This window comes from Nonomuraea recticatena, from assembly GCF_039533245.1.
Lineage (GTDB): Bacteria > Actinomycetota > Actinomycetes > Streptosporangiales > Streptosporangiaceae > Nonomuraea > Nonomuraea roseola.
Window position 1 is genome coordinate 165837 of record NZ_BAAATE010000017.1, and the last position, 20648, is coordinate 186484.

Annotated in this window: 18 protein-coding genes and 1 other RNA gene; 8 read left to right on the forward strand and 11 right to left on the reverse strand. The window is 71.1% G+C overall.

Annotated features, from left to right (window positions below; all coding sequences use genetic code 11):
- Positions 1–132 precede the first annotated feature (132 nt).
- Positions 133–2802 (forward strand): septation protein SepH, encoded by a 2670-nt coding sequence (gene sepH / locus ABFX50_RS29290; protein ID WP_346150712.1) that lies wholly within the window; start codon positions 133–135, stop codon positions 2800–2802.
- Positions 2803–3025: 223 nt separating this feature from the next.
- On the opposite strand, the gene ABFX50_RS29295 is transcribed toward sepH, so the two are convergent.
- Both ABFX50_RS29295 and ABFX50_RS29300 read right to left on the reverse strand, forming a co-directional pair.
- Complete coding sequence (locus ABFX50_RS29295; protein ID WP_346150714.1) at positions 3026–4609, reverse strand: PH domain-containing protein; 1584 nt, start codon at positions 4607–4609, stop codon at positions 3026–3028.
- Positions 4606–5136 (reverse strand): PH domain-containing protein, encoded by a 531-nt coding sequence (locus ABFX50_RS29300; RefSeq protein WP_346150716.1) that lies wholly within the window; start codon positions 5134–5136, stop codon positions 4606–4608. The genes ABFX50_RS29295 and ABFX50_RS29300 overlap by 4 nt, the downstream gene beginning before the upstream one ends.
- A 219-nt stretch (positions 5137–5355) precedes the next feature.
- Here ABFX50_RS29300 and ABFX50_RS29305 point away from each other — a divergent pair, with 219 nt between their 5' ends.
- The 4 genes from ABFX50_RS29305 (at position 5356) to ABFX50_RS29320 (ending at position 10957) form a co-directional block, all read left to right on the forward strand.
- A complete protein-coding gene (locus ABFX50_RS29305) occupies positions 5356–5919 on the forward strand; it encodes a YbhB/YbcL family Raf kinase inhibitor-like protein (protein ID WP_246451805.1) in 564 nt (187 codons plus the stop codon).
- Positions 5920–6102: 183 nt separating this feature from the next.
- Positions 6103–7518, forward strand: a complete 1416-nt coding sequence (locus ABFX50_RS29310; protein WP_346150718.1) for a hypothetical protein — start codon at positions 6103–6105, stop codon at positions 7516–7518.
- Between the two features lie 58 nt (positions 7519–7576).
- On the forward strand, positions 7577–9799 hold the full coding sequence (locus ABFX50_RS29315; RefSeq protein ID WP_346150720.1) for a SulP family inorganic anion transporter: 2223 nt from the start codon (positions 7577–7579) through the stop codon (positions 9797–9799).
- Positions 9800–9937: 138 nt separating this feature from the next.
- The gene (locus tag ABFX50_RS29320) at positions 9938–10957 is read left to right on the forward strand and encodes an NAD-dependent epimerase/dehydratase family protein (RefSeq protein ID WP_346150722.1); all 1020 of its coding nucleotides are present in this window, start codon (positions 9938–9940) and stop codon (positions 10955–10957) included.
- 41 nt (positions 10958–10998) lie between these two features.
- On the opposite strand, the gene ABFX50_RS29325 is transcribed toward ABFX50_RS29320, so the two are convergent.
- From ABFX50_RS29325 to ABFX50_RS29340, 4 genes are all read right to left on the reverse strand, one after another.
- Positions 10999–11490: a hypothetical protein gene (locus ABFX50_RS29325; protein ID WP_346150724.1), complete on the reverse strand. Its 492-nt coding sequence runs from the start codon at positions 11488–11490 to the stop codon at positions 10999–11001.
- Positions 11491–11567: 77 nt separating this feature from the next.
- Positions 11568–12014, reverse strand: coding sequence for a MarR family winged helix-turn-helix transcriptional regulator (locus tag ABFX50_RS29330; protein WP_183646466.1), 447 nt, complete (start codon positions 12012–12014; stop codon positions 11568–11570).
- Positions 12015–12180: 166 nt separating this feature from the next.
- Positions 12181–12876 (reverse strand): GNAT family N-acetyltransferase, encoded by a 696-nt coding sequence (locus ABFX50_RS29335; RefSeq protein ID WP_346150727.1) that lies wholly within the window; start codon positions 12874–12876, stop codon positions 12181–12183.
- On the reverse strand, positions 12873–13616 hold the full coding sequence (locus ABFX50_RS29340; protein WP_346150729.1) for a GNAT family N-acetyltransferase: 744 nt from the start codon (positions 13614–13616) through the stop codon (positions 12873–12875). Before ABFX50_RS29340 ends, ABFX50_RS29335 begins: the two co-directional genes overlap by 4 nt.
- A gap of 311 nt (positions 13617–13927) precedes the next feature.
- Between ABFX50_RS29340 and ABFX50_RS29345 the strand changes: the two genes are divergently transcribed.
- Positions 13928–14314 carry a hypothetical protein gene (locus ABFX50_RS29345; RefSeq protein ID WP_346150731.1) on the forward strand — a complete coding sequence of 129 codons (387 nt, stop codon included), beginning with the start codon at positions 13928–13930 and terminating at the stop codon, positions 14312–14314.
- 441 nt (positions 14315–14755) lie between these two features.
- On the opposite strand, the gene ABFX50_RS29350 is transcribed toward ABFX50_RS29345, so the two are convergent.
- The 5 genes from ABFX50_RS29350 to ABFX50_RS29370 form a co-directional block, all read right to left on the reverse strand.
- Positions 14756–15088 carry a DUF6247 family protein gene (locus ABFX50_RS29350; RefSeq protein ID WP_346150733.1) on the reverse strand — a complete coding sequence of 111 codons (333 nt, stop codon included), beginning with the start codon at positions 15086–15088 and terminating at the stop codon, positions 14756–14758.
- Positions 15089–15317: 229 nt separating this feature from the next.
- An RNA gene (rnpB, locus tag ABFX50_RS29355) (RNase P RNA component class A) lies at positions 15318–15714 on the reverse strand.
- Positions 15715–15905: 191 nt separating this feature from the next.
- On the reverse strand, positions 15906–17300 hold the full coding sequence (locus ABFX50_RS29360; RefSeq protein WP_346150735.1) for a bifunctional RNase H/acid phosphatase: 1395 nt from the start codon (positions 17298–17300) through the stop codon (positions 15906–15908).
- A gap of 38 nt (positions 17301–17338) precedes the next feature.
- Entirely contained in the window at positions 17339–18079 is a 741-nt protein-coding gene (locus tag ABFX50_RS29365; RefSeq protein ID WP_183646478.1) for a zinc ribbon domain-containing protein, read from the reverse strand.
- Positions 18080–18081: 2 nt separating this feature from the next.
- Positions 18082–18879 carry a Nif3-like dinuclear metal center hexameric protein gene (locus tag ABFX50_RS29370; protein WP_346150737.1) on the reverse strand — a complete coding sequence of 266 codons (798 nt, stop codon included), beginning with the start codon at positions 18877–18879 and terminating at the stop codon, positions 18082–18084.
- An 83-nt stretch (positions 18880–18962) separates the two neighbouring features.
- Here ABFX50_RS29370 and ABFX50_RS29375 point away from each other — a divergent pair, with 83 nt between their 5' ends.
- Complete coding sequence (locus ABFX50_RS29375) at positions 18963–20396, forward strand: flavin-containing monooxygenase (RefSeq protein WP_346150739.1); 1434 nt, start codon at positions 18963–18965, stop codon at positions 20394–20396.
- On the forward strand, positions 20393–20648 hold a 256-nt coding region (locus ABFX50_RS29380), incomplete at its 3' end, for a membrane dipeptidase (protein ID WP_346150741.1). The genes ABFX50_RS29375 and ABFX50_RS29380, both read left to right, overlap by 4 nt.

Consider the following 20648-nt stretch of genomic DNA (forward strand, 5'->3'; position numbering starts at 1 on the left):
ACATCGACCTGGGCCCATCCCATGAAGGCGATGTTCGGACATGCCGGGTACGGTGCTGGCAGGCAACCGGCACACGCGAGAGACTCAAGGGTCCGGGGGAAGATTGAGCACGACGCTGACGAAGGGACTCGCATGCAGGAGCTCCGACTCGTCGCGGTGAGCGAGGACGGCACCTATCTCGTGCTGGCTACGGCCGGGAGAGGGACCCGCTTCACGCTTCCCGTGGACGACCGGCTCCGTGCTGCCGTCCGCGGAAACTTCTCCCGTCTCGGCCAGTACGAGATCGAAGTGGAGAGTCCGTTGCGCCCCAAGGAGATCCAGGCCCGCATACGCGCCGGGGAGACCGCGGAGGAGATCGCCGCGACCGCGGGAATCCCCGTCGAGCGGGTCCGGTGGTTCGAGGGCCCCGTGCTCCAGGAGAGGGAGTACGTGGCCCAGCAGGCGCAGCGCGTCGCCGTGCGCATGCCCGGCGAGTCCGCCCCAGGTCCGACGCTCGGCGAGCTGGTCGCCGAGCGGCTCACCCGCCGCGGCGTGCCTGCCGACGAGATCGACTGGGACTCCGCCAAGCGCGACGACGGCCTGTGGCGGGTCAAGCTCGGCTACGTCTGGAACGGTCACACCCGGCACGCCGAGTGGCTGTTCGACCCGCGCCGCAGGCACGTGACCCCGCACGACGACGAGTCGCTGCGGCTGTCGTCGGCCGACTTCGACCCGAACCCGCCGGTCGAGGACACCATCGTCACGCCGTTCGCGCCCCGGGTGGCCAAGCTGCAGCCGGTGCCGCCACTGGCGGCCGAGCCGTTGATGCAGCCGCCCGTGCCCTTCCCCTCGGTCTCGCGCCAGGACCCGCCGTACGCGCAGCCGCCGGCCTCCCGCCCGGAGCCCGCCTGGAGCCCAGGCTTCTCCCGTACAGCCGAGCCGCCGGCGCGGGCCGCCGCGCGCGAGCCCGAGTCGATCTACGCACCCGCCGCTCCCGAGCCCGCGGTGGAGCCGTCGTTCCTGCCCCACGAGTCGGCGACGACCGCCGATCCCCCCGCGGCGCCGCTCCTCCCGCCCCCACTCCGCCAGCCCCCTGCCTCCGAGCCCGCGCCCGCTTTGTCGCGTTCGCCCGAAGAGTCGTCGTCGCCTTCGACCGAGATGGCGTCTTCCTCTGAGGTGACACCTTCGTTGCCTCCCGCGGCGTCCGCCGCTCCCATCGAGCCGCCCCCCACCCCCGAGGTCGCGGCAACCGCAGCGGACGGCGTCGCGCCGGAAGCCCCTTCCGACGCCGTCGTGTCGTCCGAGCCGATCGCCGCGACCGATCCCGCCCAGGCACCCGCAGCCCCCGAGATCTCTGAGGCGCTCGCAGCCTCCGAGGCTGCCAAGGCCTCCGAGGCGCTCGCGGCGCCCACGACCTCCGGCGCTTTTGACACACCTGAGGCCGCCGGGGCACTCGAAGCATCCGACACCTCTGAGGCTGGGAAGGCTTCCGAGGCAGGCGAGGCTGCCAGCGTCTCCAAGCCCGTCGCCTCGACCGACGCCGCCGCCGCTGTCCCGGAGGCTCCAGCCACACCCGTGCAGGTCGCCCCACCCGAGGCCGTTGCCGCGCCTGAGCAGGCCGCTGCACCGGAGGCCGTGACCGCACCCGAGCAGGCCGCCGCGCCCGAGGCCGTTGCCGCGTCTGAGCAGGCCGCCGCACCGGAGGCCGGGGCCGCACCCGAGGGCGCGCCCGAGACGGTGGCCGCACCCGAAGCCGCACGCAAGGTCGCGCCCGAGGCGGCATCCGAGGTCGTGGCCGCGCCGAAGTCCGAGTCGGTCGCCGCGCCCGACACCGTCGTCACGCGCGAGGCGGACAGCGCCCCTGGCCCCGGCACCACCGCCACGCCCGCGACCGGCGCGACACCCGAGACGGTCGCCACGCCCAAGGCCGGCGCCGCACCCGAGGCCGTCGACAGGGTCGCGGCCCAGGAGACCGGTCAGGGCGGCGAGGTCGGCAAGCCGGCCGACACCGGCGAGCCCACGTCGGTCACATCACCCGTCACCGCAGGAAAGACCGCCACGGAGCAGGCCGCCTCCGAGCAGACGTCCGCCGAGCAGACGTCTGTCGAGACGGCCTCCGCCAAGCAGGCATCCGTCGAGCAGGCCGAGGCGGCCGCCGCCACCACGCCGGAAGCCCGGCCGACCGTCGCCGAAGCCCCGACCACGAAGGCCGGCGAGCAGGCCACCGCGAGCGACGCGCCCAAGGAAGCCCCGCGGGAGAAGCCCGAGGAGCCGAAGGCCGAGACCCTCAAGGCAGGCGCTCCCCCGGTCGAGGCCCACACGGTCGAGACGCCCTCGACGCCCGACGCCCAGACCAAGACCGACGAGCCCACGCAGGCGACCTCGACCGAGAAGGCCGCACAGAGCCCCCAGCCCGAGCAGCCGAAGGCCGAGGAGTCGAAGCCCGCAGAGCCGAAGGCCGAGCAGCCGAAGGCCGAGGAGCGGAAGCCCGAGGAGTCGAAGGCCGCAGAGCGGAACGCCGCAGAGTCGCCGCAGGGAGCCGAGGCGGAGGTGTCCTCGCAGGGGGCCAAGGCGTCCGCCGTACAGGAGGAGACCGCCGCGGTCCCCGCGGCGCGCCCGAGCGCCGAGGAGGACACGGCGGCGCAGGAGAAGCAGCCCAGGCCGCCCGTCCCCAAGAAGCCGCCCGCCGACCCGACCCCTGTGCCCGTGCCGTCGCCGCCGCCCGCGCCGGCCGCGCGCCAGCCCAAGAAGAACGCCAGAGGCCGCAGGGCCTCGGTGCCGACCTGGGACGAGATCATGTTCGGCGCCCGCCGCCAGGACTGACCACACCGAAAGACCGCCGCCAGGACTGACCACGCGGGAAGGACCGCCGTCACGACGGACCACACCCGGAAGACCGCCGTCACGACGGACCATGCCTGGGAGGCCGTCGCAGGATCGACCTGGCCGAGAGACTGCCGCAGGAACCGGCCAGATCCCGGAAGATCGGGAGCGCGGCTGACCGGACATCGAAGATCGAGGGGCGCTCCCGGACAGGGAGCGTCCCTCAGTCGCGTGTCAGGAACGGCGTCAGCCACTCGGGGGTGACTTCGGCGGGGAAGGCGACGCCCTGCTCCTCCGAGACGTCCATCGCCTCGTAGCCGCCCTTGCCCGCGCCCACCCCCGCGACGAGCGTGAGCACGCCCGCCCTGCGCTGGAACCACGTCTGGCGCAGCCGCCAGCCGACGACCGCCCGCCGTTCGATGACCGCCTGTGAGCGCCGCAGCGACCCCGAGCGCACCGACAGCAGCCTGACGCCGTCGTAGCCGTGCCCGAGCGAGCGGTAACGGTCGTTGCCGAGGGGAACGCCCAGCCCGGCCAGCACGAGCGCCACGGCGGCCGGGATCCACCAGGCCGGCGTGGCGGTCGCCACCGCGAGGACGGCGGGCACCGCCGCCAGCGCGAGCCACGGGACGATCGCCCTGAACAGGCGGCGGTTGCGGGCGACCGGAGGGTGCGGGCGCAGCGGCGCGGTGAACGGGCCGACGGACTGGGAGGCGACTTCCAGGGCGACGGGCCTCGGGACGTCGGGCAGCAGCTGCCCCCTGGTCTCCGAGTCGCCGAGGCCGGTCACGATGGCCCACATCCTGACGACTCCGGCCCTCCGCTCGGCCAGCGCGTCGACGATCTCGTAGCCGCGGGTACGGCGGGCCTCGAGGGAGACGCTGCGCCTGGTGACGAGGCCGCGTTCGGCGACGAGGTAGCCTTCGCGCTCCTTGAGCGTGAAGTCCCAGTTGAACACCGCGTACATCACCGCCGCCACGAACGGCATGGCCACGATCAGCGCGAGGACCACCGCCACGATGAGGATCGGGTGGTCCCACACCCAGCGGCCCGCGTTCCACGCCGCGTCGCGACCGAGCCCGAGCTGGTCGCCCCACTGGAAGAGCAGGCCGATGGCGCCGCCCGCGACGGCGAACGGGGTGAACAGGAAGGCTCCGGACAGCGGGCCGTACAGGAGCCACCTGCGCGGCACCTTCACGATCACGTGCTCCTGCGGCTCCTCGAAGGGCCGCTCGAGCGAGGTGTCGGGGGAGGCTCCCCCTGGCCGGTGCACGGCCTGCCCCTCGACGAGCGGGGGCGCTGCGACGCTCCCGTGCCCCTCGGGGCCGCCGTCGAGGCCGGTGGCGGCTCCGGCGGCCCTGGCCGCCCTGACGCTGCGCAGCAGGACGTCCTTGAGCCGCTCGGCCTCCGCCACGCTCACCCCGTCGAGCTCGCCCTCCTGCTCGCCTCCCCCGCTGGCCCCCGTGTCGATCTTGAGTACGGCCAGCCCGAGCAGCCGGTGCATGGGAGGCGTGGAGATGTCCACGCCGCGCACCCGCTCCAGCGGGATGGTCCGTACGGACCTGCTGATGAGCGACCGCCTGATCTCGAGCCGGTCGCCGACGAGGCGGTAGCTGAAGGTCGCCCAGCGCACGACGGCGAAGACGACGGTGCCGAGGACGCCGAAGGCGGCCCAGCCGAAGGAGCGCGGCGAGAAGCCGCCCACGAACAGCACGCCCACGAGGGGGATCAGCAGGGACGGCAGCATGCGCACCGGATCGATGAGCAGCACCTTGGGGCTCAGCTTCGTGGCGCCCTGCTCGCTCATGTGGCGTCGTCCCTGAGCTCTTCGGCCCGCCGGGCCAGGTGCTCGGCGAGCCCGGCGGCGACGGTGTGGTCGAGGCCCTGGATCGTGGAGGAGCCGGCGTGCGAGGCGGTGCGGATCTCCAGCGTGGCCAGGCCGAACAGGCGCTCGAACCAGCCCTGGGCCTTGTCGACGGTCTGGATGCGGCTCACGGGGACGAAGACCCACTCCCTGGTCAGGAAGCCCGACCTGGCGTAGACGACGTCTCCCGACAGCTCCCACCGATGGACGGCGAAGCGCACGAACGGCTCCACCACCAGGAACGGCGTGGCGGGCACGAGCACCACGACCGGCACCAGCCACGAGTTGCCCGACAGCCACAGCGGCAGCCACGACCAGCTCGGTATCCAGGCGGCCAGCAGGAACGACCCCGCGGCGAACAGCACGAGGGCGACCACCGCCTCCAGCAGCCACAGGCGGACGGCCTTGGGGGAGACGCGATGATGGGGGTCACGCAGGGGACCCGCTGGCGGGTCGGGCGCCTCAGTCACAGTGCCCAGCTTAGAAGGGAGCGCCGGCTTTCTGACCGCCTCGGCCCCACCGGGAGCAAGATCGCCCGTGACGACTCCGAATAGGGCTGACGAAGGTCATGGTTGTGTCCAACGTCACCCTTTCCTGCCCCGATTATTCCAGTTTTCAACGGCTTTCCCCGCGACCGAACCTCCCGAACCGGTCGGCGCATCGCCGACAGGCGCGTAGCATTCTCGGGCATGGGGCAGCCGAACTCGTACACGCGCGTGCGGCGCGCCACCGTCCTGACGGCGGTGGCCGCGCTGTCGCTCGGCGTGTCCGGCTGCGGCATCCTGAGCGGCCCCGCCAGGGAGATCAGGGAGATCAACGTCAGCAGCTCGAGTCTGCGCGACAAGACCCCCCTTCCGTCGGAATACTCCTGTCACGGCACGAAGGTGAGCCCGCCGCTGCGCTGGTCGAGCGACGTGCTCTCACGTGCCAAGTCGATCGCGATCGTGGTCGACGACACCAGCTCCTCCAACCCCGCCGTGCAGTGGGTGGTCTACAACATCGACCCGCGCACGACCGAGATCGGCGAAGACGCCGCCTCCGACCCTCCCAAGGAGGCCGGGCAGGCGGCGGTGACCAGCGGCAAGGTCGGCTACGAGCCGCCCTGTGACAAAGAAGGCAGCTATCGTTTCAGCGTCTACGCGTTGAGCGGGCGGCTCAAGGGCACGGCGAGCGCCTCCCTCCCCGACGTCCTGAAGATGATCGCCGACCAGACCATCGCGCGTGGCCGCCTGACGGCGGTGCACATCGAGTGATGGCCCGAACGCTGCTGGTAGTAGTGGTTACCAATTCTTCACTTAGGGTGTGACAACGCTCATAGTGGTCCGACACAATCAGATCCGTTCGCTGTGCGTTGGTGATCAAAGGGGGCAGATCGCGTCGATGGCCGCGCGATCTCACCGGCGCCGCTGGCAGGCCATGGCCTTGAGGGTGGTGCAATGACTGCGGTCGTACTGGTACTCGTCGCCGTCGTGCTCCTCGTGCTCGTAGTCGTGGCACTGGGCATGCGTTCGATGAACAAGCGAGAGAGCTCGCTCCCGCCGGAGCGACTCAAAGCAATGGCCGAGGAAGGGGAGATGACCCAGGCTCGGTCGACCGACGAGTTCGCTGCGCACGAGCCCAGGATGGTCAACTTCAGCCCCGACTTCAGCCCCATAGACGAGCACAAGCAGCCGAAGCCGGTTCGCACGGGCCAGCGCGGCAAGCGCGGCGTCGACGAGTGGGGCAACGGCGCCGCCGATGACGACGACGAGGAGTTCTGGGCCAACATCCGCAGCGAGGCCACCGAGGGCGGCTTCGGCGCGGGCGGCACCGTCAAGGCGCGCATGGCGGCCAGCAGGCCCGTCGAGCCCGAGCGTCCCGTGGCCGACCCTTCGAGTGAGCGCACGGTCCAGCTTCCGCTGCCGCAGCGCCCCGCCGCCGCCCCTGTCGCTCCCGTGGCCCCCGCCGCCGCCCCTGTCGCTCCCGTGGCCCCCGCCGCCGCCGCCAACCCGCTGGCCGACCTCGTCGAGCCCGCGCCGCGTCGCGAGTCGCGGCGTGAGTCGCGACGCGAGCGGAAGTCCGAGCCCCGGCCCGAGCCGCGTCCCGTGCCCTCCGCCGCCGAGCTGGCCGACCAGCGCACGATGACCTTCGCGGCCCCGACGCCCGACGTGATGAGCATTCTCGGCGCCGGAGCCACGCCCGCCCCCCAGGCCCAGCCCGAGCCGCGCCAGGTGAGCGGGTCCTTCCCCGCGGTCTCCGCCAGCGGCTCCTTCCCCGTCGTCAACAGCGGCTCGTTCCCCGTGGCGCCCTCGGGCCCGATCCACGGCGCGCCGACCAGCGACCCCTTCCCCGCCTACGGCGCGGTCGAGTCCGAGGCCACCTGGCAGTCGCAGCAGGCCGCCCCCGGCGCGACCTCGGGCTCGTGGGCCGCCGCCGCCCACCACGACGTCCTCGACGACGCCGCCCCCGTCACCTCCTCGTGGCCCGCTTTCGAGCAGCCGCACAGGGAGCCGGCTCCCGCCTCCTACCCCAACTCCTACGAGGTGCGCGCGGGCTGGGCCGTCTCCGACGACGACGCGCTGACGGGCCCGACGCCCGCCGCCACCACTCCGACCGCTCCTGGCAGGGCGGTCACGCCCTACGACGACGTGCTGTCGGGTGGGCAGTACTCCGCCTCCTCCTACGACCAGCCCCAGGCTCCGTACGCGCCCCCGGCGACGCCCGCCGCCTGGCCAGAGCCGCCCGCCGCGAACGCCAGCTGGCCGTCCTATGGCGAGATGTACGGCGAGCCCGAGACGGAGGCGGCCAGGCAGGGCCGCAGGGGCAGCCACCACCGGGCCCCCGATCAGGACTTCCCCGACTATTACCGCTGATCGTAAAGGTCTGTCGTAACACTCCAACTGCGGGAGTGAAAACCGTTACAGTCTGGCGGTGGACACTCAGAGTAATGGACTGACTGCCCTCAGATACGACGTGCTCGCGTCGCTGGTCGTCTTCCTCGTCGCGGTCCCGCTGTCGCTCGGCATCGCCGTCGCCTCGGACGCGCCGCTGGCGGCGGGGCTGATCGCGGCGGTCGTGGGCGGGGTGGTCGCGGGGCTGTTCGGCGGCTCGGCCGTACAGGTGAGCGGGCCGGCCGCGGGCCTGGCCCTGGTCGTGGCCAATCTCGTGCACACGTACGGCTGGCGGGCCACCTGCATGATCACGCTGTTGGCCGGGGTCGTACAGCTGGTGCTCGGCGCCTTCAAAGCCGCCAGGGCCGCGCTGGCGGTCTCCCCCGCCGTCATCCACGGCATGCTCGCGGGCGTCGGCGTGGTGATCGCGCTCTCCCAGCTGCACGTGGTGCTGGGCGGCAGCCCGCAGAGTTCGGCCGTCGCCAACCTTCTCGAACTGCCCGCGCAGATCGTGGGCGTGCACAACCACGCCGCGGCCGTCGGGCTGATCACTATCGGCGTCCTGCTGGTGTGGAAGTGGCTGCCGAGCAGGATCAGGGTGGTCCCCGCACCGCTGGCGGCGCTGTTCCTCGCCTCCTCGGCCGCCGCCGTCCTCGGGCTGGACATCACCAGGGTGGAGCTGCCCGACGGGCTCCTGCAGTGGGCGCCTCCCGTGTTGCCGGCCGGCGACTGGCACGGCATCGCCGCCGCGGTGCTGCTGGTGGCGCTGCTCGCGGGGGTGGAGTCGCTGCTGTGCTCGGTGGCCACCGACCAGCAGCACGACGGCCCGCGCACCGACCTCGACAGGGAGCTGCGCGGCCAGGGGCTGGCCAACGTCGTGTCGGGCCTGCTCGGTGGCCTGCCCATCGCGGGCGTGATCGTCCGCAGCACCACCAACGTGCGGGCGGGCGCGCGCACCCGCTGGTCGACGGTCATGCACGGGATCTGGGTGCTGGTCTTCGTGCTGTGCTTCGGCTGGACGATCCAGCTGATCCCGATGGAGGCGCTGGCCGCGCTGCTGGCCTTCATCGGGCTGCAGATGCTCAACCTGGGCCACGTGCGGAAGGTGCACGGCCACGGCGAGGTTCCCGTCTACCTGGTCACTCTGGCGGGCGTGGTCGTGCTCGGCCTGGCCGAGGGGGTGCTGTTCGGGCTGGCGCTGGCCGTCCTGCTCGCCCTGCGGCGGCTCACGGGGGTATCCGTGCAGGTACGGCAGGAGCCCGAGGGCCGCCGCCACGTGACGATCTCGGGCTCGCTCACCTTCCTCGGCGTGCCGAGGCTCACCGACGCGCTGGGGGCGATCCCGCCGGGCGTGCCTGTCGACCTCGACCTCAACATCGACTTCATGGACAACGCCGCGTTCGAGGCGCTCCACTCCTGGCGGCTCAAGCACGAGCGTTCGGGCGGCAGCGTCGACATCGACGAGCTGCACGACGAGTGGTACGCCCTCGCGGCCGGCGGCAACCACATGTTCCCCGCCAAGACTCCCCCGAGGGCGCACGAGCGTTGGTGGCTGCCGTGGGCGCACCGCCGCCGCAGGGGCGCCGCCGTACCTCCGCAGGGCGGGCCCGCCGAGTGCGAGCTGACGGTGGGCGCCAGGGAGTTCCACCGCAGGACGGCCCCGCTGGTGCGGCCCATCTTCACCGAGCTGGCCCGCAGGCAGCAGCCCACGCACCTGTTCATCACCTGCGCCGACTCCCGCATAGTGCCGACGCTGATCACGGCCAGCGGTCCAGGCGACCTGTTCGTGGTGCGCAACATCGGCAACCTCGTTCCCCGGCACGGCGCGCAGCCCCACGACGACTCGGTCTCGGCGGCGATCGAGTACGCCACCCAGGTGCTGGGGGTACGGACGATCACGGTGTGCGGGCACTCCGGGTGCGGGGCGATGGCGGGGCTGCTGTCAGGCGGGGCCAAGGCGGGCAGCATGCCGGGGTTGCGGCGCTGGCTGCGGCACGGCAACCACAGCCTGGCCAGGTTCATCCACGCCGACAGCGACGGGAGCGACACCGGGCCGCTGGACCGGCTGTGCAGGGTCAACGTCATCCAGCAGCTGGAGAACCTGCGGACGCACCGCAAGGTGGACGAGCAGGTGCGGGCGGGGACGCTGGAGCTGGTGGGGCTCTACTTCGACATCGCCTCCGCCAGGGTCCACATCCTGCCGACCCCCGTGCTCGGCGAGCCCACGCCGGATCCACAACCCGCACCCACCCTTCCTGCGTAGCACCCACCTCGCCGAGAGCGGCGCCCTCCTCCGCTCTCGGTGACGGTGACCGGATTCGCAGGCCGTACGCACGCCTCCCCCCTACGCTCTCGGTGAAGAGGTGACTGGATTCGCATGCCGTACCCGAAGAATGCTCTTATGAGAGTTCTGGTCATCGGAGGGTCGGCGTTCCTCGGGCGTGCGTTCGTCACGGAGGCGCTCGCCCGTGGGCACGAGGTCACCACGTTCAACAGGGGGCAGAGCTACCCCGACGTCCCGGGGACGGAGGCCGTGCACGGCGACAGGGAGGTGACGGCCGACCTCGAGCGCCTGGTGGAGGGGCGGCAGTGGGACATCGTCGTGGACACCTCCGCCTACGTGCCGCGCGTGGCGGGCGAGTCCGCCCGGCGGCTGTCGGGCCACGCGAGCACCTACGTCTTCGTCTCCTCGGTCTCGGCCGTGCGCGACTTCCCCGCCAAGCCCGCCACCGACTCCTCGGGACTGTGGGACTGCGAGCCTGACGCGGGCCCTGAGGACGGCGACTACGGCGTGCTCAAGGCGGGCTGCGAGCGCGCCGTGGAGCAGGGGTTCGCGGGCAACGTCCTGATCATCCAGCCGGGTCTGATCCTCGGCCCGCACGAGAACGTCGCCAGGCTCCCGTGGTGGCTGACGAGGATCTCGCTCGGCGGCCGGGTGCTGGCGCCCGGCGACCCCTCGGTGGCCATGCAGCTGATCGACGCCCGCGACATCGCGATCTTCAGCTACGACCAGGCGGAGAAGGGCGTCAGCGACCGCTTCATGGTCACCGGCCCGCAGGGCAACACGACCTACGGCGAGTGGCTGGAGCTGTGCAGGCAGGTCACGGGCTCGGACGCGGAGTTCGTCTGGGTGGAGGACCAGTTCCTGGTCGACCACGAGGTCAAGGTCTGGATCGAGCTGCCGCTGTGGGCGCCCGCCGGCCCTGACATGGACAACTTCTGGAAGGTTTCCACGTCCAAGGCCGAGGCCGCGGGGCTGCGCTGCAGGCCCGTCGCCGAGACGGTGAGGGACACCTGGGAGTGGCTGAAGGAGATCCCGGTCTCGGAGCGGGTGTTCGGCAGGAAGAACGTCCACGGCATCGCCCCCGAGAAGGAGGCCGCCATCCTGGCCGACTGGTCGGCCCGCGAGGCCGGCGGCTGAGCTGACGAGCGGGGTGCGGACGCGGCCGCCCACACCCCGCTTCAGCCGTCCGCTCCGGGGCGGACGATCATCATGACGACGACCACCGCCCACAGCAGGTTGTAGATCCCCGCGAGCATGGAGAGCCTGCGCAGCCGGGCGCCGTCGTCCGGCTCGGCGAGCGCCTCGCGCTGAAGCGGGTAGATCCACAGGGCCAGCAGGACGCCCGCCGCGCCGGTGAGCACCATGGAGACGGTGATCCAGATCTCCCCCATCCGGCCCTGGACGAGGGCCAGGACGATCCCCACGACCGGCACGACGATGCCGAAGAGGCTGTAGCCCCTGGTGATGCGGAGCAGCGCGACGGCCACGGACCGGTTCCGCTCCCCCGACGCCTCCTGGAGCGTGCCGGCGGCGGCGCCCCCGCCTGCCGTCCCGGCGGGGACGCCGGCGGCGACCGGCGCGTAGCGGGGGAACAGACTCGTCGCGACGGCCGAGCCCCCGACGAAGACGATGCCGGCCAGCACGTGCACCGACAGCAACAGCTTTTCCATGAACGCTCCCTCGGCTAACCTTCAGGCAGGTTGAAGGCTAGCACGAAAGCTTCAGCCAGGTTGAAGCTCGACGGGACTCACGACGGCTCGCCGCTCTGGAACGCCGCGCGGACGGCATCGGCCACCTGCCGCTGGATCGGGTCGGCCTCCGGCCCGAACAGCAGGTCGTCGACGCTCGCCACCGCCTGTCTCGCCGCATGGAGGAGGCTGGTGCCGTCCGGGGTGATCTCGATGGTCGAGGCGGAGCCCGCGCGGGCGGTGTTGTCGCGCACCAGCCCGGCGCCGGCCAGCACCTTCACCGCGGCGTGGACGCTCTGCACGGTGGTGCCCGACATCCTGGCCAGGTCGCTGAAGGACACCCCAGGCAGGCCGGCGATGTGGCCGAGCAGCCCGAGCCTGCTGACGGTGAGGTCGAGCGGGGCGAGAGCGGCGTTGAGCTCGGACTCGATTCTGCGCGCCAGCGTCAGCAGGACGATGGAGGGGCTGGTCACGGGCGGGCGGGGGCGGCCGTTCTCGTTCGTCACCTTCCCAGTTTCCCGCACCCTCCACCGTGCCGCCTGTTTCGGTGGCGGAAAGCCGAGCGTCGAGGAGGGACAGGGTGGTGGACCCAGGCCGCCGACGCCGTGGCGGACGGCCTCCTGCTGCACGACCGCCGAGCGAGCGACTCGTCGTGACGGGCCGCTTGCCCGGTCAGCGCAGGTAGTAGTGGAGCAGCGCAGGCCGTCCGTCCGTGTCGGGCCAGTCCATCCGGGCACTGGCGACCCTGCGCCAGCCCGCGCGCTCGTAGAAGGCCATGGCCCTGCGCCTGGAGTCGGTGACATCGAGCCCCAGCCGGAGACCCCGCCGCGCCGCCTCCCGCTCCACCGCGGCCATCAGCCCTGCGGCGGCACCCTGACGAACCCGGCCTTCGGAGCCACCCGCCTCCGTGGCCGCTCCTGACCCTCCGGCATGCACGGCTGAGCCTCCGACATGCGGGGCCGAGCCGCCGGCGGTCGTGGTTGGGCCTTCGGCGTGCACGGTTGAGCCGCCGGCGAGCGTGGTTGGGCCTCCGGCGAGCGCGGTTGGGCTGCCCGCGGGCGCGACTGAGCCTCTGGCGTGCGCGACTGAGCCTCCGGCGAGCGCGACTGAGCCCCTGGCGTGCGCCGCGACGAAGAGCCGCGCGACGAGGCCGTCCGCCTCGGGGAGCGCCGGATCCGCCCCACGCAGGACGACATGTCCGGTGATCTCGTCGCCGTCCGTGGCGACCCACGCCTGGATCATCCCCGTCGGCGTGAGCCACCCCTCTGGATCGTCCGGCCAGTTCGCGGGATACCCGTCCCCTTCGTGAACTGCCCGCAGCACGCTGACGCACGCGGCCAGGTCGCCCGGCACCCGCGGCCTGATCACGCCGACGCCCACCACGTGGACTGCGTGATCTCGGTGAAGCCGAGCGAGTCGTAGAGCGGCTTGCCCGCCCTGGCGGCCGTCAGCGTGACGGGCAGTTCCTTCAGGCGCCCGCCCAGTACGGCGTGCATCAGCGCCCGCCCGATGCCGCGCGAACGAAACTCCGGCAGCGTCGTGACCCAGTAGAGCCCGCCCACGCCGCCGTCGACGACCGTCACGCAGGCCCCGCCCAGCTCGCCGTCCTTCACGACGAGGTAGAGCTCGACCTCCTGCCGTCCGAGCAGCGCCGCCGGGAAGGCCTGCCCCGGCCGGTACGGCTGGAAGCCGGGCAGCGGGAAGCCGTCGACCACGATCCGCTCGGCCGCCCGCAGCTGCTCCTCCCCCTCCACCCTGACGACCTCGAGCGCCGGGGGCGGAAGGGCGTCGCCCGGCCTGCGGATCATGACGGGCAGCTTGCGCGGGGTCAGCCCGATCGCGCTCATATCGACGGAGCCGAAGGCGTCCTCGACGAGCACCGGACCACGCGACCAGCCCTTGGCCAGCTCGGTCAGCTCGTCCACGTCATCCTTGCCGGGCGAGGACGACCTCAGCACGATCCGCAGCCCGCTGTGCTCGTCTCCCGCCACGGCCTGGAACCCCTGCCGCCTGACCACCTCGTGGCCGCGGGTCTCGGCGAGCGCGGTCCAGAGCGTGGTGGCATTGGGGACGGCCAGGCGCAGATCAGCCAGGTCGATGGTGGTCATGAGAGGACCCTACAAGAGCGCTATCCGACCGTCCCATCCCTGGAGGGCGCCCCAGCCGCACGAGATGGCCGCCGCCGGTGACCACGACAGAAACAAGCGCCACAGAGCCGCGAAGCGGTAGGGAATCGCTCCAAACCGCGATCGACCTGCGATAACGCTTCCGTTGGCTGACATCGCCGCCAGGACTTTCCGGCTCCATGTGCCCTCGACGTGCCTCGAAGGATGTCGCCCCTGTCCTGGTCTCTACGATCAGTGCATGTTCGACTCGGGACGTTTACCGCTGATCCTGCTTCTCCTACTTCTTGTGATCATTGGGTTGGGGATCCGCCAATGGAGATCCAGGCGCAACACTGTTCGGATCCCACGTCGACCTCGGGCTTGTCACTCCTATTGACGTACAGGTCCGCGCACACGACCTCATCGAGACGGGGCGGTTCGAGGATGCCATCAAGCTGATCAGCAGGGAAAGCCAGGTCTCTCGAAGCGAAGCGGAGGACGTGGCGAAGACCCTGCGAGCCGGTCATGTCCTACCCGACTTCCCCATGCCCTGGGAGGGCGACCTACCCACACGAGTTCGCAAACTCGTCGCCGACGGCCGCCGGAAGGAGGCTGTGTTCCTCGTGCGGAGCAAGGAGAACGTGAGCCAGTTCGACGCTGAAGCCTTCGTCGACTCTCTCCCGCCGGAGCCGACTGCGTAGCCGACAAGGACAGGCGCGAACCATTCAGCCCTAATGGTCACCTGATCGAGCATCGCACTGTCAGCTTGGGAACTCTTTCGAGATCGCGCTGTCTGAGCTGGGGAACGCCGGTCTGGGCGTATGCCGGTCGAGTGACCGTGAGTTCCCGTGAGTCCCGCTGATCGCTGTACGAACGGGCATGCCCGCTTATTTGAGCTATGGCCATTCGACGCGTACAAGGTAGGTCTCGCGCTGCTGCTCCAGGACGACATAGGTGGCGAGACCGCGTTCGCCGAAAGCATGGGTAAGCATGTTCGCTCTGGGATTCGCCTAGTTGTACGGCTCCCCGCTCCACGGAGCGGTTTCCAGGAGCGTGAACAACTCCGCGAGCGGTCGCAGAGCTTCGTCAGGGAGAGCCGCGATCTGCATTTCAGCGACCGGATCGAGGACGAGCTTGTACACCTACACGTCGATTCCGCGTGCGGCCAGGACCTCACGCCATGGCTTCCCTCGGGGAACCTCTTCGCCAGCCAAGGCTTGCTCCACGCGGGCATGCATCTGGCGTCGACCTTCGGGGTCCCTCGCAGAGTCGCAGGCGGAGATCCACCAGCGGTGCACGAACGCGTTCAACGCTCCAAGGTCAAGGCTGACCCTCACCTCGTCGAGGACGGCCTTAAGCCCAGCGTCGAACGCCTCACGATCCTGCGGGACGACCAGCGCGGCACGTATGGCTCGTAGGTTCTTGCCCGGCATGGGTGCACCCATGGCTGTGAAGTCCTGCGGTTGGGCGGTCATGGTCGACTTCTCTTTCCCCTGTATCTAGAGAGTACAGAGAGACGAGGACATCGTTCATGAACATCAGCAAGGGCAGGCATCATGACGTCTTGTGGAGCTGGTGACGGGAATCGACCCGTGCTGTCAGCTTGGGGACCATCCACAACGCGTTCCGCTCGTCGCTCGATGTGCCCCGAGAGTGACCTGATCTTGCCTAGAGCCCGTTCCTCGCTGGTCAGAGAGAAATGGAGAGACGAGCCGGCCTGTAGGCCGGGTTCTGTCCTTCGCGAACGAAGGGGCGACCATCCATCTAGGGCCGTCGTTGCCGGCGGCCTCAAGCGGTCTACCCGCGCGGCTCGGACGGGCAGTCCTCGAACGTCGCGCGCGGGACGCTTCTTGCGAAGCGTCCCTTCTTGACCTTGCTCCGGGTGGGGTTTACCTAGCCGCCCACGTCACCGTGGGCGCTGGTGGTCTCTTACACCACCCTTTCACCCTTACCTCCCGGAAATCCGGAAGGCGGTCTGCTCTCTGTGGCACTGTCCCGCGGGTCACCCCGGGTCGGCGTTACCGACCACCCTGCCCTGTGGAGCCCGGACCTTCCTCGGCGAGCCCCCGAAGGGGCCCGACGCGGCCGCCCGGCCGGCTCGTCTGCTGGGAGAGTATCAAACCCAAGCCGCCTCCAACTCATCGACAAGATCGCCACGGTGTGATGGTGGACGTCATCGTCTGAGGGGGACGGTGCGAAGGCCCGGTCGTGCGGGCGCCCTGTCCCATCCCGCACGACCGGGTCACACCCCGGCGGGTCGCCGATCGCAGCCAGAGTGCCGTGACGCGGGCTTCAGCGCAGGTGCGAGATGTCGTTGAAGGACTTCACCACGGCGGGACCGTCGGCGTAGAAGTCGATCAGCGACAGGCAGGCCAGGTCGAGGTGCATGCGGTAGAGCGCCTCGGGCGGGGCCATGAGGGCGAGCCTGAGCAGCGTCTTGATCGGCGTGACGTGGGAGACGACCAGGACGGTCCTGCCCTCGTAGCGTTCGAGCAGCCGGTCTCTGGCTGCCTCCACCCGTCGCGCCACCTGGGTGAAGCTCTCGCCCTGGGGCGGTGCGGCGGTGGGGTCGGCCAGCCATGCGGCGAGCTCGGCGGGCCACCGGCGCTGGATCTCGGTGAAGGTGTGACCCTCCCAGGCGCCGAAATCGGTCTCTCTGAGGTCGTCGTCCACCTCCACGTCGAGACCGGCGAGGCCGGCGACGGCCTCGGCCGTCCGCCTGGCGCGCTTGAGCGGGGAGCTGACCACCACATCCAGCCGGTACGGCGGAGCCGACAGCCTGCGGGCGGCGGCCTCCGCCTGGGCCAGCCCGTTGGGGTTGAGCTCGGGGTCGCCCAGCCCCGAGAAGCGGCGCTCTGCCGAGAGGGGGGTCTCGCCGTGTCGCAGGAGCAGGAGCGAGGTGGCGACCCTGGTGGCGGGGCCCCAGCCGCTGCCCTTGGTGCGCTGCGCGGTGACCAGGGAGGCCGAGGGCGCCGACAGATCGAGCAGATCGGTCTGCTCGCCAGCCGGTCGGCCGGTGGCGAAGGTCTCGCCGGGTGCAGCGTCGCGATCCAGGAGATCGCCGCCCGAGCCCGCCGAGACGCCGCCCGAACCACGCGAGCCGAGGCCCGGCGAGACGCCGCCCGAATCCGCCGAGACGCCGCCCGAACCGCGCGAGCCCAGGCCCGGCGAGACACCACCGGAATCCGTCGAGCCCAGGCCCCCCGAGACGTCGCCCGAGGTCGGGGAGACGCCAGAGGTGGTGCCGCCCGCCTTCCAGGCGAGGCCCTTGGCGGCGGCGTCCATCGCCTCGTTCGCCAGCCGGTCGGCGTGCTTGTTGCGCTCGCGGGGGATCCACGTCCACCCCGTCACCCGCAACCGTCTGACCAGTGCCTGCGCCTCGATCGCGAGCGGCCGCAGCCCCTCGTTCTTGATCTTCCAGCGCCCCGCCATCTGCTCGATGACGAGCTTGGAGTCCATCCTGACCTCGACGGCCGCGCCCTCGCCCGCGAGATCGAGCACCGAGGTGAGCCCGGCGATCAGCCCCTTGTACTCGGCGACGTTGTTGGTCGCCACGCCGATCGCCTCGGCCGCCTCGGCGAGGACCTGACGGTCGCGGGCGTCCATCACCACGGCCCCGTACCCCGCGGGCCCGGGATTGCCCCTCGACCCGCCGTCGGCCTCGACGAGGTAGGCGGTCGTGCTCATGGACGCTCCTTGAACAGGTCGGTGCGCGAAGGCGCGGGTCAGATGCCGGACTCGGGGGTGCGGACGAGGATGCGGCGGCACTCCTCGCAGCGCAGCACCTCGTCGTGCGGAGCGGCCTTGATCCGGTTCATGTCGGCGATCGACAGCGACACCTTGCAGCCCATGCACCGGCCGCCGTGCAGCATGGCGGCGCCCACGCCGTACTGCCCGCGCAGCTTCTCGTACAGGGCGAGCAGGTCGGCGGGGATCTCGGCGGCGACGTCGGAGCGGCGCGACTCGGCGTCGGCCGCCTCCTTGCCGATCTCGGCCAGGGCCGCGTCGCGGCGGTCCTCGGCGGCGGCGCGGGTGGTGGCGAGCTCGTCGCGCTTGGCGACCAGGTCGTTGACCTTGGCGTCGGCGGCCTCGCGACGTTCCATGATCTCCAGCACGACCTCCTCGAGGTCGCCCTGTCGGCGGTGCAGCGAGGCGATCTCGGACTGCAGGCTGGACAGGTCCTTGGGCGAGGTCACCATGCCGGAGTCGAGACGCTTCTGGTCGCGTTCGGCGCGGATGCGCACGGTGTCGACGTCGTTCTCGGCCTTGGTCTGCTCGCGGGCCAGGTCGCCCGCCTCGGTCTCGGCGGCGATCGCCTGGGTGGCCAGCTGGGCGTACTGCCTCGACTGCTCGTCGATCACGGCCAGCTCAGGCAGGGTGCGGCGGCGGTGCGCCAGGCGGTCGAGGACGGAGTCGAGCTCGGCCAGGTCGAGGAGTCGCTTCTGAGCGGCGGGGGCAGCTTTCATGATCAATATCCTTTTGTCCAAGCATCGGTGACCGTGGCGGAGACGCGCGTCTCAACGTTAACGCCACCAGAGGTGAGGATGGACGCCGCGCTGCGCAGCCAGGGCCATTCGGTGGCCCAGTGGGCGGCGTCGATCAGCGCGGGACCTCCGGCCTCGACGAACTCGCTGGCCGGATGGTGGCGCAGGTCGGCGGTGAGGAAGACGTCGACGCCCGCGGCCCTCGCCGTACCGAGCAGGGAGTCGCCCGCACCACCGCTGACGGCCACGCGCGTGACCGGCCTGGACGGCTCGCCCGCGACGCGCACCCCCCAGGAGGTGGCGGGCAGGCCCGCCAGGACCTGCTTGGCGAAGTCGCCGAGCGTCATCTCGGGAACCGAGCCGATCCTGCCGAGCCCGCGCCACGGGTCGTCGGGCAGCGGCGAGAGCGGCACCAGGTCGCCGGTCAGCCCGACCGCCCTGGCCAGCGCGTCGGAGACGCCCGGGTTGGCGACGTCGGCGTTGGTGTGGGCGGTGTAGAGGGCCACGCCGTTGCGGATCAGGTCGTGGATCAGCCGCCCCTTGTAGGTGGTGGCGGCGACGCTCGTGGTGCCGCGCAGATAGAGCGGGTGGTGGACGACGATCAGGTCGGCGCCCCAGTCGAGGGCCTCCTCGGCCACGACGGGCACAGGATCGACCGCGAACAGCACCTTGCGCACGTCCTGGGCGGGATCGCCGCAGACCAGGCCGACGGCGTCCCACGACTCGGCCCTGGCGGGCGGATAGGCGGCCTCGAGCACGTTGATCACATCTGCCAGCGTCACCTGCGCAGACTACCGGCTCGCGCACCTCGACACGTGGACGTGCGCCGCCTACCGTAAGTGGATCCTGACGTCTGGGAGGGCGCATGAGGGTCGCGATCATCGGTGCGGGCTTCGGCGGGCTGTGCATGGCGATCCGGCTCGAACTGTCGGGCGTCGCCGACTACACCGTCTTCGAGAAGGCGGGCGGCGTCGGAGGCACCTGGCGCGACAACAGCTATCCGGGCGCGGGCTGCGACATCCCCTCTCACCTGTACTCCTACTCCTTCGAGAAGTACGCCAGCTGGACGCGCCGCTACCCGGAGCAGCCCGAGATCCTGGCCTATCTCGACATGTGCGCCGACAAGTACGGCGTCAGGCCGAAGATCAGGTTCGACACCGAGGTGCGGTCGGCCCGTTTCGACGGCCGCCACTGGCAGGTCACGACGGACGGCGGCACCGAGCGGTTCGACGCCGTCGTGTCGAGCGTGGGCCAGCTCAACCGCCCCGCCTATCCCGAGATCCAGGGAAGGGAGAGCTTCGCCGGCGTCTCCTTCCACAGCGCCCGGTGGAAGCACGAGCACGACCTCACCGGCCGCCGCGTCGCGGTGATCGGCAACGGGTCGTCGGCCGCGCAGTTCATCCCCCGCATCCAGCCTCTGGCAGAGCGCCTTGACGTCTTCCAGCGCACCCCCAACTGGGTGATCCCCAAGCCCGACTCCACCTTCGACCCCGCCACCAGGCTGGCGTTACACCTGGTCCCCGGCCTGCAGCGGGTCTACAGGGAGTGGATCTACCGCTACGCCGAGGGCACCCTCTACCCCGCTCTCGCCAGGGGCTGGAGCGCGAACCTGCTGAGGAAGCGGGCGCTCGGGCACCTCCACGCGCAGGTCGCCGATCCCGCACTGCGCGCCAAGCTCACCCCGTCCTTCCCCGTCGGCTGCAAGCGGGTGGTCATCGACAGCTCCTTCTATCCCGCGCTCACCAGGCCGAACGTCGAGGTGGTCACCGACCCGATCGTCCGGATCACCCCGAAGGGGGTGGAGACCTCGCAGGGCCTGAGAGAGGCCGACACGATCATCTACGCCACCGGCTTCCGCACGACGGAGTTCCTGCAGCCGATCGAGTTCACCGGCACAGGGGGGCGCACGCTCTCCGACGAGTGGAAGGACGGCGCCGAGGCCTATCTCGGCATCTCCGTGCCGCACTTCCCGAACCTGTTCCTGCTCTACGGCCCGAACACCAACCTCGGGCACAACTCCATCGTCTTCATGATCGAGTGCCAGGTTCGCCACGTCATGGCCTGCCTGCCGTACCTCGCCGAGAGGGGGCCGATGGAGGTCAGGCCCGAGGCGATGGCGGCCTGGCGCCGGCAGCTGGGGGCGGCCATGGAGCGGATGGTGTGGAGCAACGGCTGCCAGAGCTGGTACAAGACCGCACAGGGGAGGGTCACCAACAACTGGCCAGGACCGACCACGCTCTATCGCAGGCTGACCGCTCTGCCGCCGCTGCCCGCCTACCGGCTAACGTCTTCGGCATGATGGTGGCTGACACGCACAACGATCTCCTCATGGCGGTATCGGCGAGAGCGCCCCGGCAGTGGGCGGAGTTCTTCCGCTCCCGCTGGCTCCCCCAGCTACGGCAGGGCGGGGTGCGGCTGCAGGTGCTGCCGGTGTTCATCGACTCGCAGTTCCGCCCCGAGGGCTCGCTGAGGCAGACGCTGCGCATGATCGAGTGCGCGCACGTCATCGCCGAGGGCAACGCCGACGCCGTGGCGCTCTGCCTCGACGCCG